22 protein-coding genes are annotated in these 16169 nt (G+C 64.0%); 7 read left to right on the top strand and 15 right to left on the bottom strand.

Annotated elements, in window-relative coordinates; genetic code table 11:
• Positions 1-202 precede the first annotated feature (202 nt).
• Entirely contained in the window at positions 203-1144 is a 942-nt protein-coding gene (modD, locus tag M2427_RS35835) for a ModD protein (RefSeq protein ID WP_280711516.1), read from the bottom strand.
• 234 nt (positions 1145-1378) lie between these two features.
• Here modD and modA point away from each other — a divergent pair, with 234 nt between their 5' ends.
• The 3 genes from modA to modC are packed head-to-tail and all read left to right on the top strand — an operon-like array spanning position 1379 to position 4175.
• A complete protein-coding gene (modA, locus tag M2427_RS35830; RefSeq protein ID WP_280711515.1) occupies positions 1379-2131 on the top strand; it encodes a molybdate ABC transporter substrate-binding protein in 753 nt (250 codons plus the stop codon).
• Between the two features lie 5 nt (positions 2132-2136).
• Positions 2137-2823, top strand: a complete 687-nt coding sequence (modB, locus tag M2427_RS35825; protein ID WP_280711514.1) for a molybdate ABC transporter permease subunit — start codon at positions 2137-2139, stop codon at positions 2821-2823.
• Positions 2820-4175: a molybdenum ABC transporter ATP-binding protein gene (modC, locus tag M2427_RS35820; protein WP_280711513.1), complete on the top strand. Its 1356-nt coding sequence runs from the start codon at positions 2820-2822 to the stop codon at positions 4173-4175. The genes modB and modC overlap by 4 nt, the downstream gene beginning before the upstream one ends.
• Here modC and M2427_RS35815 read toward each other — a convergent pair.
• The 11 genes from M2427_RS35815 to nifH all read right to left on the bottom strand — a co-directional run bounded on the left by M2427_RS35815 (position 4149) and on the right by nifH (position 12821).
• Positions 4149-4355, bottom strand: coding sequence for a TOBE domain-containing protein (locus M2427_RS35815; RefSeq protein WP_061026950.1), 207 nt, complete (start codon positions 4353-4355; stop codon positions 4149-4151). The two genes, modC and M2427_RS35815, sit on opposite strands and share 27 nt — an antisense overlap.
• 3 nt (positions 4356-4358) lie before the next feature.
• Positions 4359-4655, bottom strand: coding sequence for a ferredoxin family protein (locus M2427_RS35810; protein ID WP_280711512.1), 297 nt, complete (start codon positions 4653-4655; stop codon positions 4359-4361).
• A gap of 34 nt (positions 4656-4689) precedes the next feature.
• On the bottom strand, positions 4690-5997 hold the full coding sequence (locus M2427_RS35805; RefSeq protein ID WP_280711511.1) for an FAD-dependent oxidoreductase: 1308 nt from the start codon (positions 5995-5997) through the stop codon (positions 4690-4692).
• Positions 5998-6011: 14 nt separating this feature from the next.
• Positions 6012-7118: an electron transfer flavoprotein subunit alpha/FixB family protein gene (locus M2427_RS35800; protein ID WP_280711510.1), complete on the bottom strand. Its 1107-nt coding sequence runs from the start codon at positions 7116-7118 to the stop codon at positions 6012-6014.
• 19 nt (positions 7119-7137) lie between these two features.
• Positions 7138-7980, bottom strand: coding sequence for an electron transfer flavoprotein subunit beta/FixA family protein (locus M2427_RS35795; protein ID WP_280711509.1), 843 nt, complete (start codon positions 7978-7980; stop codon positions 7138-7140).
• A gap of 184 nt (positions 7981-8164) precedes the next feature.
• A complete protein-coding gene (gene nifW / locus M2427_RS35790) occupies positions 8165-8524 on the bottom strand; it encodes a nitrogenase stabilizing/protective protein NifW (RefSeq protein WP_280711508.1) in 360 nt (119 codons plus the stop codon).
• Positions 8487-9278, bottom strand: coding sequence for a serine O-acetyltransferase (cysE, locus tag M2427_RS35785; protein ID WP_280711507.1), 792 nt, complete (start codon positions 9276-9278; stop codon positions 8487-8489). Before cysE ends, nifW begins: the two co-directional genes overlap by 38 nt.
• A 7-nt stretch (positions 9279-9285) precedes the next feature.
• The gene (nifV, locus tag M2427_RS35780) at positions 9286-10467 is read right to left on the bottom strand and encodes a homocitrate synthase (protein ID WP_280711506.1); all 1182 of its coding nucleotides are present in this window, start codon (positions 10465-10467) and stop codon (positions 9286-9288) included.
• A gap of 162 nt (positions 10468-10629) precedes the next feature.
• Complete coding sequence (gene irr, locus M2427_RS35775) at positions 10630-11121, bottom strand: Fur family transcriptional regulator Irr (protein WP_280711505.1); 492 nt, start codon at positions 11119-11121, stop codon at positions 10630-10632.
• A gap of 11 nt (positions 11122-11132) precedes the next feature.
• Positions 11133-11831, bottom strand: coding sequence for a nitrogen fixation protein NifQ (locus tag M2427_RS35770; protein ID WP_280711538.1), 699 nt, complete (start codon positions 11829-11831; stop codon positions 11133-11135).
• Positions 11832-11930: 99 nt separating this feature from the next.
• Entirely contained in the window at positions 11931-12821 is an 891-nt protein-coding gene (nifH, locus tag M2427_RS35765; RefSeq protein ID WP_280711504.1) for a nitrogenase iron protein, read from the bottom strand.
• Positions 12822-13214: 393 nt separating this feature from the next.
• Here nifH and M2427_RS35760 point away from each other — a divergent pair, with 393 nt between their 5' ends.
• The gene (locus M2427_RS35760; protein ID WP_280711503.1) at positions 13215-13649 is read left to right on the top strand and encodes a response regulator; all 435 of its coding nucleotides are present in this window, start codon (positions 13215-13217) and stop codon (positions 13647-13649) included.
• Between the two features lie 9 nt (positions 13650-13658).
• Positions 13659-14069: an ArsC/Spx/MgsR family protein gene (locus M2427_RS35755; RefSeq protein WP_280711502.1), complete on the top strand. Its 411-nt coding sequence runs from the start codon at positions 13659-13661 to the stop codon at positions 14067-14069.
• A gap of 3 nt (positions 14070-14072) precedes the next feature.
• Here M2427_RS35755 and M2427_RS35750 read toward each other — a convergent pair whose 3' ends face one another.
• The 3 genes from M2427_RS35750 to M2427_RS35740 are packed head-to-tail and all read right to left on the bottom strand — an operon-like array spanning position 14073 to position 15010.
• Positions 14073-14426 (bottom strand): (2Fe-2S) ferredoxin domain-containing protein, encoded by a 354-nt coding sequence (locus M2427_RS35750; protein ID WP_280711501.1) that lies wholly within the window; start codon positions 14424-14426, stop codon positions 14073-14075.
• A complete protein-coding gene (grxD, locus tag M2427_RS35745; protein ID WP_280711500.1) occupies positions 14423-14758 on the bottom strand; it encodes a Grx4 family monothiol glutaredoxin in 336 nt (111 codons plus the stop codon). Before grxD ends, M2427_RS35750 begins: the two co-directional genes overlap by 4 nt.
• A gap of 18 nt (positions 14759-14776) precedes the next feature.
• A complete protein-coding gene (locus M2427_RS35740; RefSeq protein ID WP_280711499.1) occupies positions 14777-15010 on the bottom strand; it encodes a BolA family transcriptional regulator in 234 nt (77 codons plus the stop codon).
• Positions 15011-15349: 339 nt separating this feature from the next.
• On the opposite strand from M2427_RS35740, the gene M2427_RS35735 reads away from it, so the two are divergent.
• Complete coding sequence (locus M2427_RS35735) at positions 15350-15829, top strand: hypothetical protein (protein WP_280711498.1); 480 nt, start codon at positions 15350-15352, stop codon at positions 15827-15829.
• Positions 15830-15836: 7 nt separating this feature from the next.
• The gene (locus M2427_RS35730) at positions 15837-16166 is read left to right on the top strand and encodes an iron-sulfur cluster assembly protein (protein WP_280711497.1); all 330 of its coding nucleotides are present in this window, start codon (positions 15837-15839) and stop codon (positions 16164-16166) included.
• The last annotated feature ends 3 nt before the right edge of the window (positions 16167-16169 follow it).

Raw genomic sequence — 16169 nt, 5'->3', positions numbered from 1 at the left:
ATCGGGGAACGAGTTGGATCTCCGGCTCTGCCGCAGATAGCATCGCCCAGGCGAATACGACCGATCCTTTCACGCGAAGCGGCCGACGCCTGGGGCATCAAGAGGATCCATTCATGTCCAAACCGCTTTGATTGTCGGCGCCGGGGCCGGCATCTCGGCCTCGTTTGCACGGCTGCTCGCCGGCGATGGCTACAAGATCGCTTCAGAAGGCGGGTTGATCGCTACCGATTGCGGCAGTTGGCGATTCGACCGTGCCGCCGCTGGTCTTCGGTCCTTGACGTCCACTTTCACCAGCAGCCGCGATCTTCACCTCGACATCCTTCGGTTTCGCCAGATAGGGCGATGACGTCACCAGGATATCGGCGCCGGCCTCGGCATAGGCCGCGGCATTCGCCGCATTGACGCCGCCAGCGGCGGCGATGATGGGACGTTCGCGTGCATACGCCATCATGGCCACGCGCTTGACCAACGCGGCGATCTCGGCCGGCGAAAACTTCTCGGCCTGGATCACGTCAAAGCCTGCAACAGCCGCGGCAAGTGCGGCATCAGCAGTCTTCACCTCGATCACGAGCTTCTTCTCCGGCGCCGCCCGGCGCAGCCGTTCGACGGCCTGGAACAGCGGCTGATCGTTGAAGAAGGCACGATGCTCGGGAAAGACCAGTACCGTCTCCGAGAGGCCGAGCCGATGCATCACCGCCCCGCCGGCCTTCACAGCCGCCACGGCATAACGCTTGGTGCCCGGCACGTTCTTGCGCGTGCAGGCAATCGGAATATCCGGCGCGACCGCCCTCGCTGCGTCGACGATGGCGCGGGTCTCGCTGGCTACACCCGACCAGATCTCGATCAAGGTCTGTGCAACCTTCCAGCTCCGCAACAAGCCCGCAGCCGGACCGCGCGCTTGAAGGATGGGCGCGCCCTTCTCAAGCGCCGCGCCGGACGCGGCGAACAGCTCCACCTCGCAGCCGGCGAGCTCGATGATCGCGGCGGCATCCTCGACGAGCGCCGGTACCATCGGCGCGCGTGCGGCAAACTGCATGACGCCCTCCATGCCGCCGATCCCGAGCGCTTCGGTGGTCAGATCGCCATAAGGGACATCGTCCTCCAGCAGGCGCTCGAGGTCGATACGCGATGCAACAGTTGCCATGTCGTACTTCCGTTCGCTGGCGTCGGCTTCCCGACGACCTTGTCGGAAACCCGACACGGATCATCGGTCCCGCCGCTACGAGCAGCGGAAAGTCGTGTTTTCGAGGTTCATTCCTGCAAGGCGCACACCAGATTGCCTCCGCGCATCCGGCACGCCGATTGCTGAGCTCAAGGTGGTCGGCGCGTTGCAGCAATCGGGCTGCATGGAAGCAATTGCCGGCCGCTGGAGTTCATCATGAAACTGCTTCGCTTGATTGCGGTCGTTGCAGGGCTGCTGCTCGGATCCGCGCCGTCGCACGCCGCGCAGACCAACGTCGCCGTGGCTGCCAACTTCACCGATGCAGCGAAGGAGATCGCCGCCGTCTTCAAGCAGAAAACCGGACACGAGGCGGTGTTGAGTTTTGGGGCGAGCGGGCAGTTCTACACCCAGATCACGCAGGGCGCGCCGTTCCAGGTGTTCCTGTCTGCCGACGATTCTCGGCCGAAGAAACTCGTCGAGGACGGCCTTGCGGTCGAGGGCAGTCGTTTCACCTATGCGATCGGCAAGCTCGTGCTGTGGAGCAAGTCACCGGGAATCGTGACCGGCGAGGAGACACTGAAGACGGCATCCTTCGCCAAGCTCTCGATCTGCAATCCAGCCGCCGCGCCTTATGGACTTGCCGCCGTAGAAGCCATGAAGTCGCTGAATCTGTACGACAAGCTGAAGCCGAAGCTGGTCGAGGGCGCGACCATCACCCAGGCCTATCAGTTCGTCGAAACCGGCAACGCCGAGCTCGGCTTCGTCGCGCTGTCGCAATTGACCGGCAGCGAGACCGGCTCGCGCTGGATCGTGCCGCAGGCGCTCTACAATCCGATCCGCCAGGACGCCGTGCTTCTCAAGACCGGTTCAGGAAATGACGCCGCCAGCGCGTTCATCACGTTCCTCAGGAGTCCCGAGGCGCGCGCCATCATCGAGAAATACGGTTACGTGCTGGATGGACAGAGCTGACGCGCATGGAGATCTGGTCGGCGGACATACGCCAGTCGGTACTGCTGACGATCGAGCTCGCTACGATCTCGACCACGATCCTTCTGGTGCTGGCGACACCGCTCGCCTGGTGGCTTGCACATGCCAGGAGCTGGTGGACCGAGATCGTCGCAAGCGTGGTCGCGCTTCCGCTGGTACTGCCGCCAACCGTGCTCGGCTTCTATCTCCTGGTGCTGCTCGGCCCGGACGGCCCCGGCGGATGGATCGCGCAGCTGTGGGGCGGCCGGACCCTCGCCTTCACTTTCGAAGGCCTGGTCATTGGCTCGGTGGTTTATTCGATGCCTTTCGTGGTGCAGCCGATACGCAACGCCTTCACCGCCGTCGGTGAGCGACCGCTCGAGGTCGCAGCGACCTTGCGCGCGTCGCCGTCGCGCGCGTTCTGGACCGTCGCGGTGCCACTGGCGCGGCCCGGCTTCCTGACCGGCGCCGTCCTCGGCTTCGCGCACACGGTCGGCGAGTTCGGGCTCGTGCTCATGATCGGCGGCAACATTCCCGGCCGTACCAAGGTGCTGTCGGTCGCGATCTTCGATTACGTCGAGACCTCGCGCTGGCGCGAGGCGAGCATGCTCGCAGGCCTCATGGTGATCTTCGCATTCGCGGTGATCCTGACCATGACACTCGTCGACAGGCGCGCCGCGAGGGCGGCAACATGAGCGCAGCCGAACGCGGCGGGATCAACGCGACGTTTCGCGGCAGGCTCGGCAATTTCACGCTCGACGCTGCGTTCAGCCTGCCCGCCACCGGCGTCACAGCGATTTTCGGACCGTCGGGCTGCGGCAAGACCACGGTGGCTCGCTGCATCGCCGGCCTGCAACACATGGACGACGGCTTTTGCACCGTTGACGGTGACGTCTGGCAGAACCAGCAGGTCTTTCGGCCCGCGCATCTGCGCCCGATCGGCTACGTGTTCCAGGAGGCGAGCCTGTTCCCGCACCTGTCCGTCCGCCGAAATCTGCTGTTCGGCGCGCCGAGGAGCGCAAGCGCGCAGATTGCCTTCGACGAAGTCGTAGAACTGCTCGGTCTTGCCGCCCTGCTCGACCGCTCGCCATATCGCCTCTCCGGCGGTGAACGGCAACGCGTTGCGATCGGACGCGCCCTGCTGTCGCAACCGAAGCTGCTGCTGATGGACGAGCCGCTTGCCGCGCTCGACCGCTCCACCAAGGACGAGATCCTGCCGTTTCTCGAGCGCCTGCACGAGCGGCTCTCGCTGCCGGTGTTTTACATCAGCCACGACATGTCGGAGATCGAGCGCTTTGCCGATCATCTGGTCTTGATGGAGCAGGGCCGCGTGGTGGCCTCGGGGCCGCTGCACACCCTCCATCCGATACCGTCGGCCCAATTGAGCAATCGGCACGGAGATTGCTCACCTTACCGGAAGAGCGTAGGAAAACGGACGAGGATCGCCCCCATGCCCATCGACTTCCACGACATCGACCCGAACCGCGTCGCCGCGATTCTTTACCGCTCTCAGGACGACGTCGACACGCTGCTCGCCGACTTCGCAGAAGCTCTGGTGCGATCGGGCGAGCGGATCGGTGGCGTCGTCCAGCGCAACGTCAAGGACGGCAGTGGCTGCCAGATCGGCATGCAGGCGATCGATCTCATGACCGGGCGCGAGATTTCGATCTGCCAACCGCTCGGCTCGGGCGCAATGGCCTGCAAGCTCGATGCTGCAGGACTGGCCGAAGCAGCGGTTGCCGTCACCCGCGCCATAGCGGCGGACGTCGATCTCGTCGTGATCAACAAATTCTCCAAGCAGGAGGCCGCCGGCGAGGGCCTGCGCGACGAGCTGGCCGACGCCATTGCCGCCGGAATCCCCGTGCTCACGGCCGTCCCGGAGAAATGCCTGGAGGCCTGGAACGATTTTACCGGCGGGATCGGGACCAGCCTGCTGTGCGAACGAAGCGCAATCGAGGGCTGGTGGCAGGACCTGTCCGCGCGCATCGCGCGGGCCCGCGCCGCGCGCCTGGACGTCGCCCTACTTGCCGATCATCACGTCGGATGACTTGATCACGGCGGAGACGGTATCGCCCACCTTCAGGGCGAGATCGTCCACGGCCTCGTTGGTGATCGCGGAAAACACGACCAGGCCCGGCGCGAGCTCGATCTTGACATGGGCTGTCGTCGTTCCCTTGGTGACGGCAATCACCCGTCCGGGGAGAATATTGCGAGCGCTGAGTTTCATGGATCAACCGAACTTGAACAGGACGCCGTAGCCACCGCGCGGATAGCTCCACTCGATGTCGCCGCTCCCCTCGCAGATCACGCGGCAGGTGCCGCATTCGATGCAGCCGTCGACGGTGATCTCGACCTGCCCCTTGTCATTAAGCTCGTAGCAGCGAGCCGGGCAGGCCTTGAGCATGCTCAGGAGCTCCGGCGACGGCTCGGTATGCGGCCTCACCTTGATGTGGGCCCGCCCGGCATCGACCAGGTAGCGATTGTAAAACAGCTTGTCCTCGACACGCACGGATGGCTCGATCGACATGATTGGGGTCTCCATCGTTGGTGTTAGCGTTACTTCACCGCCAGGCACGTGCGATACGGAAAGCGTCGCCGAACAGACCGCTCCACGAGCGCGCCTTGATGAACGATTTGAACGTCGTCTTCTCCTTCTCGACCTTCGGCGTACCGTCGACGCGCAGGAAGTTCTGCATCGCCTTGGAGACGAGCTCCGGATAGGTCAGGAAGAAGCTCTGCGACTGGGTGTGCATCAGCGCAGGCATGTCCTTGTACTTCTTGAGGTCCTTCATCACGAAGGAATCATCGAGCATCTTCTTGTAGAGCGCCAGATTCTCCGCGGTCATCGGGTCCTTGCGCGACTTGACCTGGAAGATCGCCTCCGCCGCGATGCGGCCCGACGTCATCGCCAGGTTCGAGCCCTCGCGATGGATGGCGTTGTTGAGCTGGGCTGCATCGCCCACAACGACCCAGCCCTCGCCATAGAGCTGCGGGATGGCCTTGAAGCCGCCTTCCGGGATCAGATGCGCGGCATATTCCTTCACCTCGGAGCCCTCGATCAGCGGGGCGACCGACGGATGCCGCTTGAAGCGATCGAGCAGGCCGTACGGCGTCTCGCCGGTGCGCTGGAAGTCGGCGACCAAGCAGCCGATGCCGAGCGAGATGCACTCCTTGTTGGCATAGATGAAGCCCATGCCAGTCATGCCGCGCGAAATGGTGCCGGCGGCCTCGATCACCACGCCTTCATCGCCCTTGAGATTGAAGCGCGCCTCGATCGTCTCGCGCGGCAGGAAGTGCATCTCCTTCACGGCGAGCGCGACCTTGTCGGGCTTCGGCCGTTCGCGCAGGTGCGCGCGGGTGCCGAGCAGACCATTGACGCCCTCGGCCAGCACCACGACGTCGGCATGGATCTCGCCGTCGGCGCGGTCGGTGCGCACGCCGATCACCTTGCCATAGGCGTCTTGCGCAAGTTCGGTCACCGTCGTCTCGCACAGCACGGTGGCGCCGGCCTCGCGGACCTTCTGGGAGAACCATTTGTCAAACTGGGCGCGAATGATCGTGTAGCGGTTCGGCTTTTCCTCGTTGAAATCGTCGGAGCGGTAATGCAAGCCGGTATGCGAGCGATCGTCCATCATCCAGAATCGCTGCTCGACCAGATGCCGCTCCAGCGGTGCATCCTCACGAAAATCCGGGATCAGCTTTTCCAGCATGTCGGCATAGAGGATCGCACCTTGCACGTTCTTCGAACCGGAATATTCGCCCCGCTCGAGCTGAAGCACCTTCAGACCACGCTGCGCGAGCGTCAGTGCCGCCGCGTTGCCGGCCATGCCGGCACCGACCACGATGGCGTCGAATTTCTCCTCGATCATGGCGCTTCTCCTCCCTAGCTTGCGATCCGGTCGCGCGAATGCGGCGACAGCCGGGCGCGGAATGCCGCCGTCAACGCCGGCAGCAACCGGACAGCGTCGGTAACGATGCCCATATGGGCGAATTCGAAGATCGGCGCGTTCCTGTCCGTGTTGATGGCGACGATCAGGTCGGCACCCTCAACGCCGACGCGATGCTGGATCGCGCCGGAAATGCCCGCGGCGATGTAGAGCTTTGGCCGAATGGTCTTGCCGGTCTGGCCGATCTGGCGATCGGAGGTCGCCCAGCCCTTCTGGACCAGCGGCCGTGAGCAGCCGTATTCGGCACCGAGCACACCGGCGAGCTGGCGAACCAGCTGAAAGTTCTCCGGCGATCCGAGCCCCAGCCCGCCGGCAACGACGACGTCAGCATAGGCCAGATTGGACTTCGCGGAATCACGGTCGGGAAGGAACGACAGCACCTTCGTCACGATGTCGTCTTCGACGAGACCGAGCGGATGGCTGACGATGCGCCCGACCGGTCGCACGACGCGCTCCGGCATCGGCATCACGCGCGGACGCACCGTCGCCATCTGCGGACGATAGTTGAGCGTGTAGATCGTGCAGAGCAGCGAACCGCCAAAGGTCGGCCGCGTCGCCGCCAGCGATCCGTCGCTATCGACATCGAGTTCAGTGCAATCAGCGGTCAGACCGGTCAGCAGGGTCGTCGCCACCGAACCCGCGAGATCGCGGCCGAGCGTGGTGGCCCCGAGCAGAAGGATTTCCGGCTTGTAGGTGTTGACGACGTCGGTCAGCGCCTTGGTGTAGGACTCGTTGCGATAATCAGCGAGCACGCTGTCGGCGACGACGTAAGCGAGATCGGCGCCGTAGCAGAAAGCTTCCGTGGCCGCGCTCTGCGTCGCCTCGCCCTCCGGGCCGATCACGACCGCGGCGAGATCGACCTTGAGCTTGTCGGCGAGCTTGCGGCCCGCGCCCATCAGCTCCCAGGACACGGGATGAACCTGGCCGCGCTCCTGCTCGATGAAGACCCAGACATGCTTGTAGGCCTTGAAATGCTCGGGCAGCTCCTTCTTCGTTGCTGCGCGACCCGCGGCTGGAGCGGCTGTCTTCGGTGCGGTGCTCATGGTGCTTGCTCCCCTCGCCTCAGTAGCCGCGCGCCAGCGTCGTAAGCTCGGTCTCGAGCGCCGGCTGGCGCTTGAAGATGGCATCGATCAGCGCCTCGGCGGGCTGCTCTCCTGCTTCGATCATCGCAGCCTTTTCACTGCGGGCGGACGGCGCGAACACTCGCTTGACGATGGTCGGCGAACCGCGCAGGCCGCATTTCGAGATGTCCTCGACGCCCGCGTCCTGCGCGCTCCATTTTACGATCGGGGCACGCGCGGCGCGCAGCGCGTCAGCCATTGCGCCGCGGCGGATCTGGTTGGTCGCCTCCAGCATGGTGACGAGGCATGGCAGTCGGGTGCGCAGGATCTGCACGCCACCCTCGGAGCGGCGCTCGGCGTCAATGGTGCGGGCCGTCAGATCCAGCGCGCTGACCTTCGCGACATAGGTGAGCTGCAACAGGCCAAGCCGCTTGGCGATGCCCGGACCGACCTGCGCCGTATCGCCATCGATGGTCTGCTTGCCCGTGAAGACGAGATCGGGCGCACCGAACTCGGTCGAGATCTTGCGGATCGCGGTGGCGAGCGCGTAGGTCGTCGCCAGCGTATCGGCGCCGGCAAAGAAGCGGTCCGTCAGCAGCACCGCGCGGTCCGCGCCAAAAGTCAGCGCTTTGCGCAGGGAGTCCTCGGCGGATGGCGGCCCCATCGTCAGCACCGTGACCTCGCCGCCGAACTGGTCGCGCAGCTCGAGCGCGGCTTCCAATGCGAAGAGATCATAGGGGTTGATGATGGTCGGAACGCCCTGACGCATGATGGTGTTGGTCACGGGATGCACGCGAATCTGCGCGGAGTCGGGGACCTGCTTGATACAGACGACGATGTGCATATGCTTCGTCTCCAGAACTTTCTTCAGAGAAAGAACAGCAAGTGTCGTACCAATTGCGCCAGCGATTGAAATGCAGTGCGGGTACAGCCACTTAGAGAAGCGACGGTATTGCTTGCATCCGCTTTGCGCGGCGGAGCCGACAACGTTGCTCCGACACGCGTCGCAAATGCGACACAGCGCCGGCTCACTTGAGCGAACCGATCTGGACCAACGTCGGCCCCGGCTTCGCTTGCGGTGCGACTGCGTCCTTCAACACCTTGAAGACTCGCTGGTCGATCGGCGAGGAGGCGACGAAGTCAGCATAGGCGCGCTCCAGCACGGTCTTGCATCGTTCGGCCACGGTCTCGTCCGCCGCGCCGGAAAAATCCTCCCCGGCGAGGTACTGGCCCATGCGCCGAAGGATGTGCAGCCGCGCCACGTTGACGATCTTCGGGTCATAGTCGACCCCAAGCAGGGTGAAGAACTCCTCGGCCGCCGATGCCCCGTTGAGTTTGGTCAAAATTCCATCAGCCATTTTCGTTCTCCGTCGGGTGCTGCGACGCATCGCAGGCCGGCTCCCGCGCCGCCGGCCCGTCGGCATGCCGGGTGCGCCGCTGCATGTGGGTGAGCCGCGCTTCCAGGAATTCGACCCGGTCGAGCAACACGGCAATGGCGTCGCCGACCGGGTCGGGCATCAGATGATGATCCAGATCGATGCGGCCAACGACGCGGCGATGACCGAGTTGCGGGCGCACGACGCGCGCGGGAATGCCGACCACGGTGACGTCGGGCGGCGTACTGTCGATCACCACCGAATTGGCGCCGACGCGAGAGCCGGCGCCGACCGTGATCGGTCCCAGGATCTTGGCGCCCGCCCCCACCACAACCCGATCTTCCAGTGTCGGGTGCCGCTTGCCGGGGAACCACGAGGTGCCGCCGAGCGTGACGCCATGATACAGCGTCACGTCGTCACCGATCTCCGCGGTCTCGCCGATCACGACGCAGGCGCCGTGATCGATGAAGAAGCGGTGGCCGATGCGCGCGCCGGGATGAATGTCGACATTGCTTACCAAGCGACCGAACCAGGACAGGAGACGCGCCGGAAACCGCCAGCCATCCGCCCAAAGCCGATTGGCGATTCGATACCAGATCACGGCGTGGACGCCCGGATATGTCAGGATCGTCTCGAGCTGGCCGCGCGCGGCGGGATCGCGCTGGCGCACGCAGGCGATGTCCTCGCGGATCAGCTTGAGCAGAGACGGCTTGACCGCTCCGGGAGGAGACGATTCGGCGAGCGGAATGTCGACGACGCAGGCCATGATTTCCTCACGCGCAGTTGAGAAGCGAGCTCTCGCGCACCTCGCGCCAGATTGTCGTTACGGTCTCCCGACCGACGGCTCCCTTGTGCGCCACGGCATGCTGGCGAACGCGGGCGAGAACGGACTTAGCTTCTTCCGTGCTGACGGCCAGCTGGAGCTCGGCGAGCAGCGACGTGATCGCCGCGAGACCCGAATGCTTGCCGATCACGATGCGGTTGGAGCGGCCGAGCAGCCGCGGATCCAGCGCCTGATAGGTGCGCTGGTCCTTCAGGAGACCGTCGACGTGAATGCCGGACTCGTGGGTGAAGACATGCTCGCCGACGATCGCCTTGTTGAGCGGAATGGCCCGCGCAGCCGCGGCTGCAACCACGGATGCCACCTTCTCGAGCTCGCACAGCACGACGCCGGTATCGCAGCCATAGAGCTGCTTGAGGGCAACTGCGACCTCCTCCAGCGGAGCGTTGCCGGCCCGCTCGCCAAGCCCGATCACGGTCACCGAGGCATGGGTGGCGCCGGCCTTGATCGCGGCAAGCGTGTTGGCGGTCGCCAGGCCCAGATCGTCGTGACCGTGGAATTCGAGCTCGAGATCGGTCGTGGCCCGGAGCGCGGCCAACAACGTAAACGACGCATCGGGATCGAGCACGCTCAAGGTATCGGCAATGCGGAAACGACGCGCGCCTGCAGCCTTCGCGGTTGCGATCAACTCGACAAGGAAGCCGACGTCGGCCCGCGATGAGTCCTCGCCGCCCACCGCGACGTCCAACCCCTTGTCGCGCGCATAGCCGACCACACGCCGCACCTGGTCAAGCGCCGCTTGCCGGCTGCCGCCGAGCTTGGCCGCGATCTGCACGTCGGAGGCTGGGATCGAGACATTCACCATGGAGACGCCGGCCTGGATGGCTGCGTCGACGTCAGCCGTTCGCATCCGGCACCAGCCGATGATGCTGGCCGGGAGATCTGCGTCGACGATGGCGCGAATGGCGGCGATCTCCTCCTCGCCCATCGCGGGAGTACCGGCTTCGATCTCCACAATGCCGGCCCGCGCCAAGGCGCCGGCAATGGACACCTTTTCTGCGGTCGTAAAAGCCACTCCCGGGGCTTGCTCGCCGTCGCGCAACGTCGTGTCGTTGAGAACGATTGATCTTGGCCTCTTGTCATTGAGCAGGGACATCTTTTCGGCGAGTGCCATCGGCAGGCTCCGTACTGTTCTTCCACGGACACTTCAGTCTTCCACGGACACTTCAGCAACAGCCGTGCCACCACGGCAGACTTCAGCCAGGCATCTGAAATCGTTGATTTTTCGAGCTGCTGCCCGTCTTGTCGGAAATCCGACAGGGTCGCAAAGGCGACGTCACGCGTCGCTCGGCTTGCGGCAGATATGAATGATGATGTCGAGCCTGGCGATCTCGTGCCCGGGCAATGCGTCCGGCATCTGCTCAAGCACCAGTCTCTCCGGTACGTCGATCAGAATGTCCTCACCAACGAGATAGAAATGTGGATGCACGCTGGTATTTGTGTCGAAGAAAGAGCGCGATCCGTCGGGACCAATCCGCCTCAACAATCCGGCTTGTGTAAACTGGTTGAGAGTATTGTAGACGGTCGCAAGCGACAGATAGACACCGGCTTCAAGAACCTCGCCGTGGAGCATCTCGGCCGTCACGTGACGATCGCCCTTGTCGAACAGCAGCTCAGCCAGTCTCACGCGCTGGCGCGTCGGACGCAGGCCTGCCTCGCGCAACCGCTCGACAGCGGGCGCGTCGTTGCCGCAGAGCCCGGCCGCAGCAGGCACCCCTTGCGCAGCCAACTCGCAGACGTCCGTTTCACTGATGGTGCCCACGCTCATTGACCTCAGGCCTAATCATCACCGCCAGACATCGACAGATCGCCGACACCGCGCAAAAATTCCCGACGGCGTTCCGCCATCCGGCTCTCGCCGCTTTCCTCACCGAAGCAGAGGTCGAAATCGTTGCATTGGGTGCAGACCGGGGTCGTGCACATCACGAAGCCGTCGTCCTCGCAAAGCATGCGATAGAAGAAGCGCTTCCAGCGCATGTTTTTAGTGTTGCGGCCAGCAAGCGGCGCAAAGTGGCGCGTCAGCAGCCGCGACAATTCCGGCCGCTCACGCAATCCGAGATCCTCCCAGAGGTGGTTCGGCTCCATCGCGCGCCGTGCGATCATCGCTGCGAGCCAATGGCCCACTTCGCCGTCCGTCGAACGCTGCCCGCGCAGAAGATCGCGCACCATGATCGTTTCATCGTCGGCCTCAACGGCCGATTTCGGCATCCAGGCGAACGCCCGGACCGTCGCCGCCGGGAAATAGCCGGCGAGCAGATCGTTGAACTCCTGCTCCGTAAGACCGGCGCGCTCTGCAATCTGACCGCCGTCCATTGACGCCGCAGCCAGGATCGATGCCAGCACGTGACGGTCGAAAGCCATATCCTCCCCGATGTCAGCCTCCGCGGGAGGATAGCCCATCAGCAGACGATAAAATTCTATTCCTCCATGCAGTCCGTCAGCGCCCGAGCCTACAGGCGGACGCGCTGCCGGTTCGATCGTAGTCGCTTGAGTCGCAATCACGGAAAGCTCCGCCGGTTTTCCCACGGGGCGACGACATGTGCCGGCCTCCCCGATGCGAGGAGGCCGGCAGGATGCTCAGGCCGACAGCGCGGCGAGCTCGGCCGCAGTCTTGCCGACGACGGACTCGTCGACCGCTTTCATGATGCCGTGCTCCATCAGCATGTCCTCGAGCTCGTCCATCGTGATCGGGGTCGGGATGATGCCCTTGCCGCCGTTATTGTGGATCTTGTGCGCGAGCTTGCGGTAGTGCTCGGCCTGCTGGGACTCCGGCGCATATTCCAGCACGGTCATGCGGCGCAGCTCGGCGTGCTGCACGATGTTGTCGCGCGGAACAAAGTAGATCAGCTGGGTGCCGAGCTTCTTGGCCAGCGCTTCCGCCAGCTCCAGCTCCTTGTCGGTCTGGCGCTCGTTGCAGACCAGGCCGCCGAGGCGCACGCCGCCGGAATTGGCATACTTCAGAATGCCCTTGGAGATGTTGTTGGCGGCATACATTGCCATCATCTCGCCGGACATGACGATGTAGATCTCCTGCGCCTTGTTCTCGCGGATCGGCATCGCGAAGCCGCCGCAGACAACGTCGCCCAGCACGTCATAGGACACGTAATCGATATCCTCGTAGGCGCCGTTCTCTTCCAGGAAATTGATCGAGGTGATGACGCCGCGGCCGGCGCAGCCGACGCCCGGCTCCGGACCGCCGGACTCGACGCAGCGGATGTCCCGATAGCCGACCTTCATGACGTCCTCGATCTCGAGGTCTTCGACGCTTCCCGCGTTGGCCGCGAGGCTCAGAATCGTGTCCTGCGCCTTGGCGTGCAGGATCAGGCGGGTCGAGTCCGCCTTGGGATCGCAGCCGACGATCAGGATCTTGTGACCCATCTCGGCAAGCGCCGCGAGCGTGTTCTGCGACGTCGTCGATTTGCCGATACCACCCTTGCCGTAAAACGCGATTTGTCTCAGTGAAGACATGTTGCTCTCCATCAACCGATTGCCAATGACTCCGCGCTGCTCGCGCGAGATTGCTTCTCTCTCAGAAGCGTGGGCCCGCGGGGTTCGGGAAGGAGAACATCGCTCGCCAGCAGCGTCGGCGTGTTCCCAGCCCTCACTCGTTGTTGCTGCATCCAAATAGCAACTGGCGTGCCACTCGTTTGCGTGCGCCCTAAGGGGCTGATCGCGCTCGCGAAATATTTCCGCACCCACAACCGACAGAAGCTGTGTCGAACCCTACAGAGGTACGGCTACTGTCAGAAACCGAACACGGATCGCAGTGCTGGCGGTGCGAATGCACCGCGATTTCCGCGACGGGGACACGGAACGGAAATTGCTATCCCTCCTCAAGAGGCAATTCGAGGAGAACGTCAGATGCAGATCGGTGTCGAGACAGCCAAGGCCGTCGACCAGCGGCGCGTATTCGTGGTCGACGAGGACGAGATCACCCGCGCCGCGCTCCAGTTCATGCTGCATGACGAAATCGAGACCCACGAGCTGGCAACACCCGAGGAAGCCTATGCCAAGGGCGTGGACTGGTTGAAGCCCGACGTCGTGCTGCTCGGCGTCTCTTTTCTGAAGGCCCGCGGGTCGGGCCTGGTCGGCGAGATCGGCGCAAGATTTCCCGGCGTTCGCATTCTCGTCGTGGCCGACAAATCCGATGAGACCACCGCGGTCGAAGCGATGAAGGCCGGCGCCCATGGCGCGGTGGTAAAGCCGCTGACGCTGGAGGGCGTCCGCAAGAAGGTCGACACGATCCTCGGCCGCGGCGGGGCCGCGCCGCTGATCCAGCTCAGCGCGATAAAATAGGGCCCGCGCATGGCGACAGTGCTGTTCTACCAAAAGCCGGGCTGCGGGACCAACGCCCGGCAAATCCGCGCGTTGGAGGTGGCAGGTCACCGGGTGGTCGCGAAGAGCCTCTTGACCGAACCATGGACCGCCCAGGAGCTGCGCACCTTCTTCGGTACGACACCAGTCGGGTCGTGGTTCAACCCGGCCGCGCCACGAATCAAATCGGGAGAGGTGAAGCCGGCGGAGATCGACGCGGCGGACGCAATCGCACTCATGCTCGACGATCCCCTGCTGATCAGGCGACCGCTGATCGATGCCGACGGTGCCAGATGCGCCGGCTTCGACCGCGAGCCGGTTCCCTCGTTGCTCGGCGGCGGACGAGACGATCTGCAGGGCTGTACGCGGCCAGAGGCCTTGTCAGGCTGCGCGGAGCCGTGAAGCTCAACTCCGCGCGAGCACCATCACCAGGCGATCGACGCGCCGGCCCTGCGTCAGGTGCTGATCGACGATCTCGTCGATGTCCTCCGGCGTCGTCGGCCGATACCAGACACCGTCAGGGTAAACAACCATCAGCGGACCGGCGGCGCAGAACCCGAGACAGCCAGATGCGGTGAAGCCGACGTCGGCAAGCCCCTTGGCCTCGATCGCCTTGCCGAGCCGCTCCCACAACGGCCCGCAGCCAGACGCGCCACAGCTTCCGCGCGGATGGGTCGGCGGCCGCTGGGTGTGGCAAGCGAAGACGTGATGACGGTAGAGCTGCGGCAGCTCGAACTCCTCGGTCATGCTGTCGCTCATGGCGCGGCCACCGCGACGCCCTTGTCATTCAGCACTGCTGCCAGCTCTCCCAGCTTGAACATCTCGCGCACGATGTCGCAGCCACCAACAAACTCGCCCTTGACGTAGAGTTGGGGAATGGTCGGCCAGTTCGAGAACGTCTTGATGCCCTCGCGTATCTCTGGATCGGCAAGCACGTTGATGCCGGTGAACGGCACTCCGATCCCGTTCAGGATCTGCACGACGGTGCCAGAGAAGCCGCATTGCGGCGCAGCAGGAACGCCTTTCATGAACAGCACGACATCGCTGCCCGCAATGATGTCCTTGATGCGCTGTTCGGTGGGATCGCTCATATGTTTATCCTTCCATATTTACGTTGGCACAGCCGTCTCGAGCGCGAGCGCATGCAGCGCTCCGCCCATTTGTCCCTGCAATGCGGCATAGACCATCTGGTGCTGTTGAATTCGACTCTTTCCGGCAAAGGCCCGCGAGACCACGCGCGCTCCGTAATGGTCGCCGTCGCCGGCGAGATCCGTCACGATCACCTGGGCGTCGGGAAACGCCTCCCTGATCAATTGCTCGATGTCCGCTCCTAGCATCGCCATGTCGTCGACTCCTGCTGCGCAGCCGCTCCATGCAAGCACCAAACCAACTCCGGAACTCATGATTTCAGAGAGACTTGCGCGCTCACGCGTCGGAGCGATGTCCGACTTCCGACAACGCGACGCGCATGCGTGTCGATGACGTAACGAACGCGCGCAGATCTGCGTCCAACCTGGCCGCGATACCGCGCAGTCGACGCGCTTTTCCACGAAATTCGCGCGCGGCCCGGCTTTTGCTTCGTGGGGACAAGACCCGGGTTTCGACATCCGATCAGAGGAACAGGAATTGTCTCACGCAGACTTCAGCAGCGGCCAACGCCGAACACCAAAGAGGACAGGCGCATGACAGCCGTTCTCGTCGATTCCGACGGCATCAATTTCGGTGAAATCGCGCCCGAAATCGACTCGCTATTGCAGCAAGGCGTGGTCACCTATCGGCGCGACCCCAGTGAAGCTGATCGCATCTTTCGGAGAGCCCTGGACGCGGCACCGACCGAACTCGCGGTCTATTTCTGTCTCTACAAGACGCACACTTATCGCGGCCGTCTCGACGAGGCCCAGAGCATCGCCGAGCGCGGTCTGCGCGAAGCCGCACATCAGGCAGGCTGGAATCCCGACTGGCGCAGCTGGCGTCCCCAGGCCGAATTGCCGGATGGGCCGGGCCGGTTCGCGCTCTATACGCTGAAAGCGCTTGCCTTCATCCATCTCAGGAAAGGCGAGCAAAAGCAGGCCCACGAGCTGCTCGCCGCACTGCGCAGGCTCGATCCCTCCGGCGCGGTCGGTTGGCCCGTCGTCGCGGCACTGGCCGAGGGGCTTCAGTGAGGCTGCGATGGCGACGACCGACCATACCGAGGCTGAGTTGTTGATGGTCGGCATCATCGCGGCGCTGCGCACCGTGCACGATCCCGAGATTCCCGTGAACATCTACGACCTCGGCCTGATCTACCAGATCGAGCCCAAGGACGATGGTCTGGTCGAGATCGACATGACGCTGACCGCGCCCGGCTGCCCCGTCGCCGGCGAGATGCTGACCTGGGTGGAGAAGGCGGTGATCGAGGTCGCCGGCGTCGAGAAGGTCGCCGTGCGCCTGGTATTCGACCCACCCTGGGACTCATCGCGGATGACCGACGACGTCAAGCTCGAGCTCGGCCTGCTCTAGCGG

It is taken from the genome of Bradyrhizobium sp. BR13661 (assembly GCF_029892425.1).
Classification (GTDB): domain Bacteria; phylum Pseudomonadota; class Alphaproteobacteria; order Rhizobiales; family Xanthobacteraceae; genus Bradyrhizobium.
The sequence above is the reverse complement of the archived record's forward strand: the minus strand, read 5'-3'. Positions and strand labels throughout refer to the sequence as shown.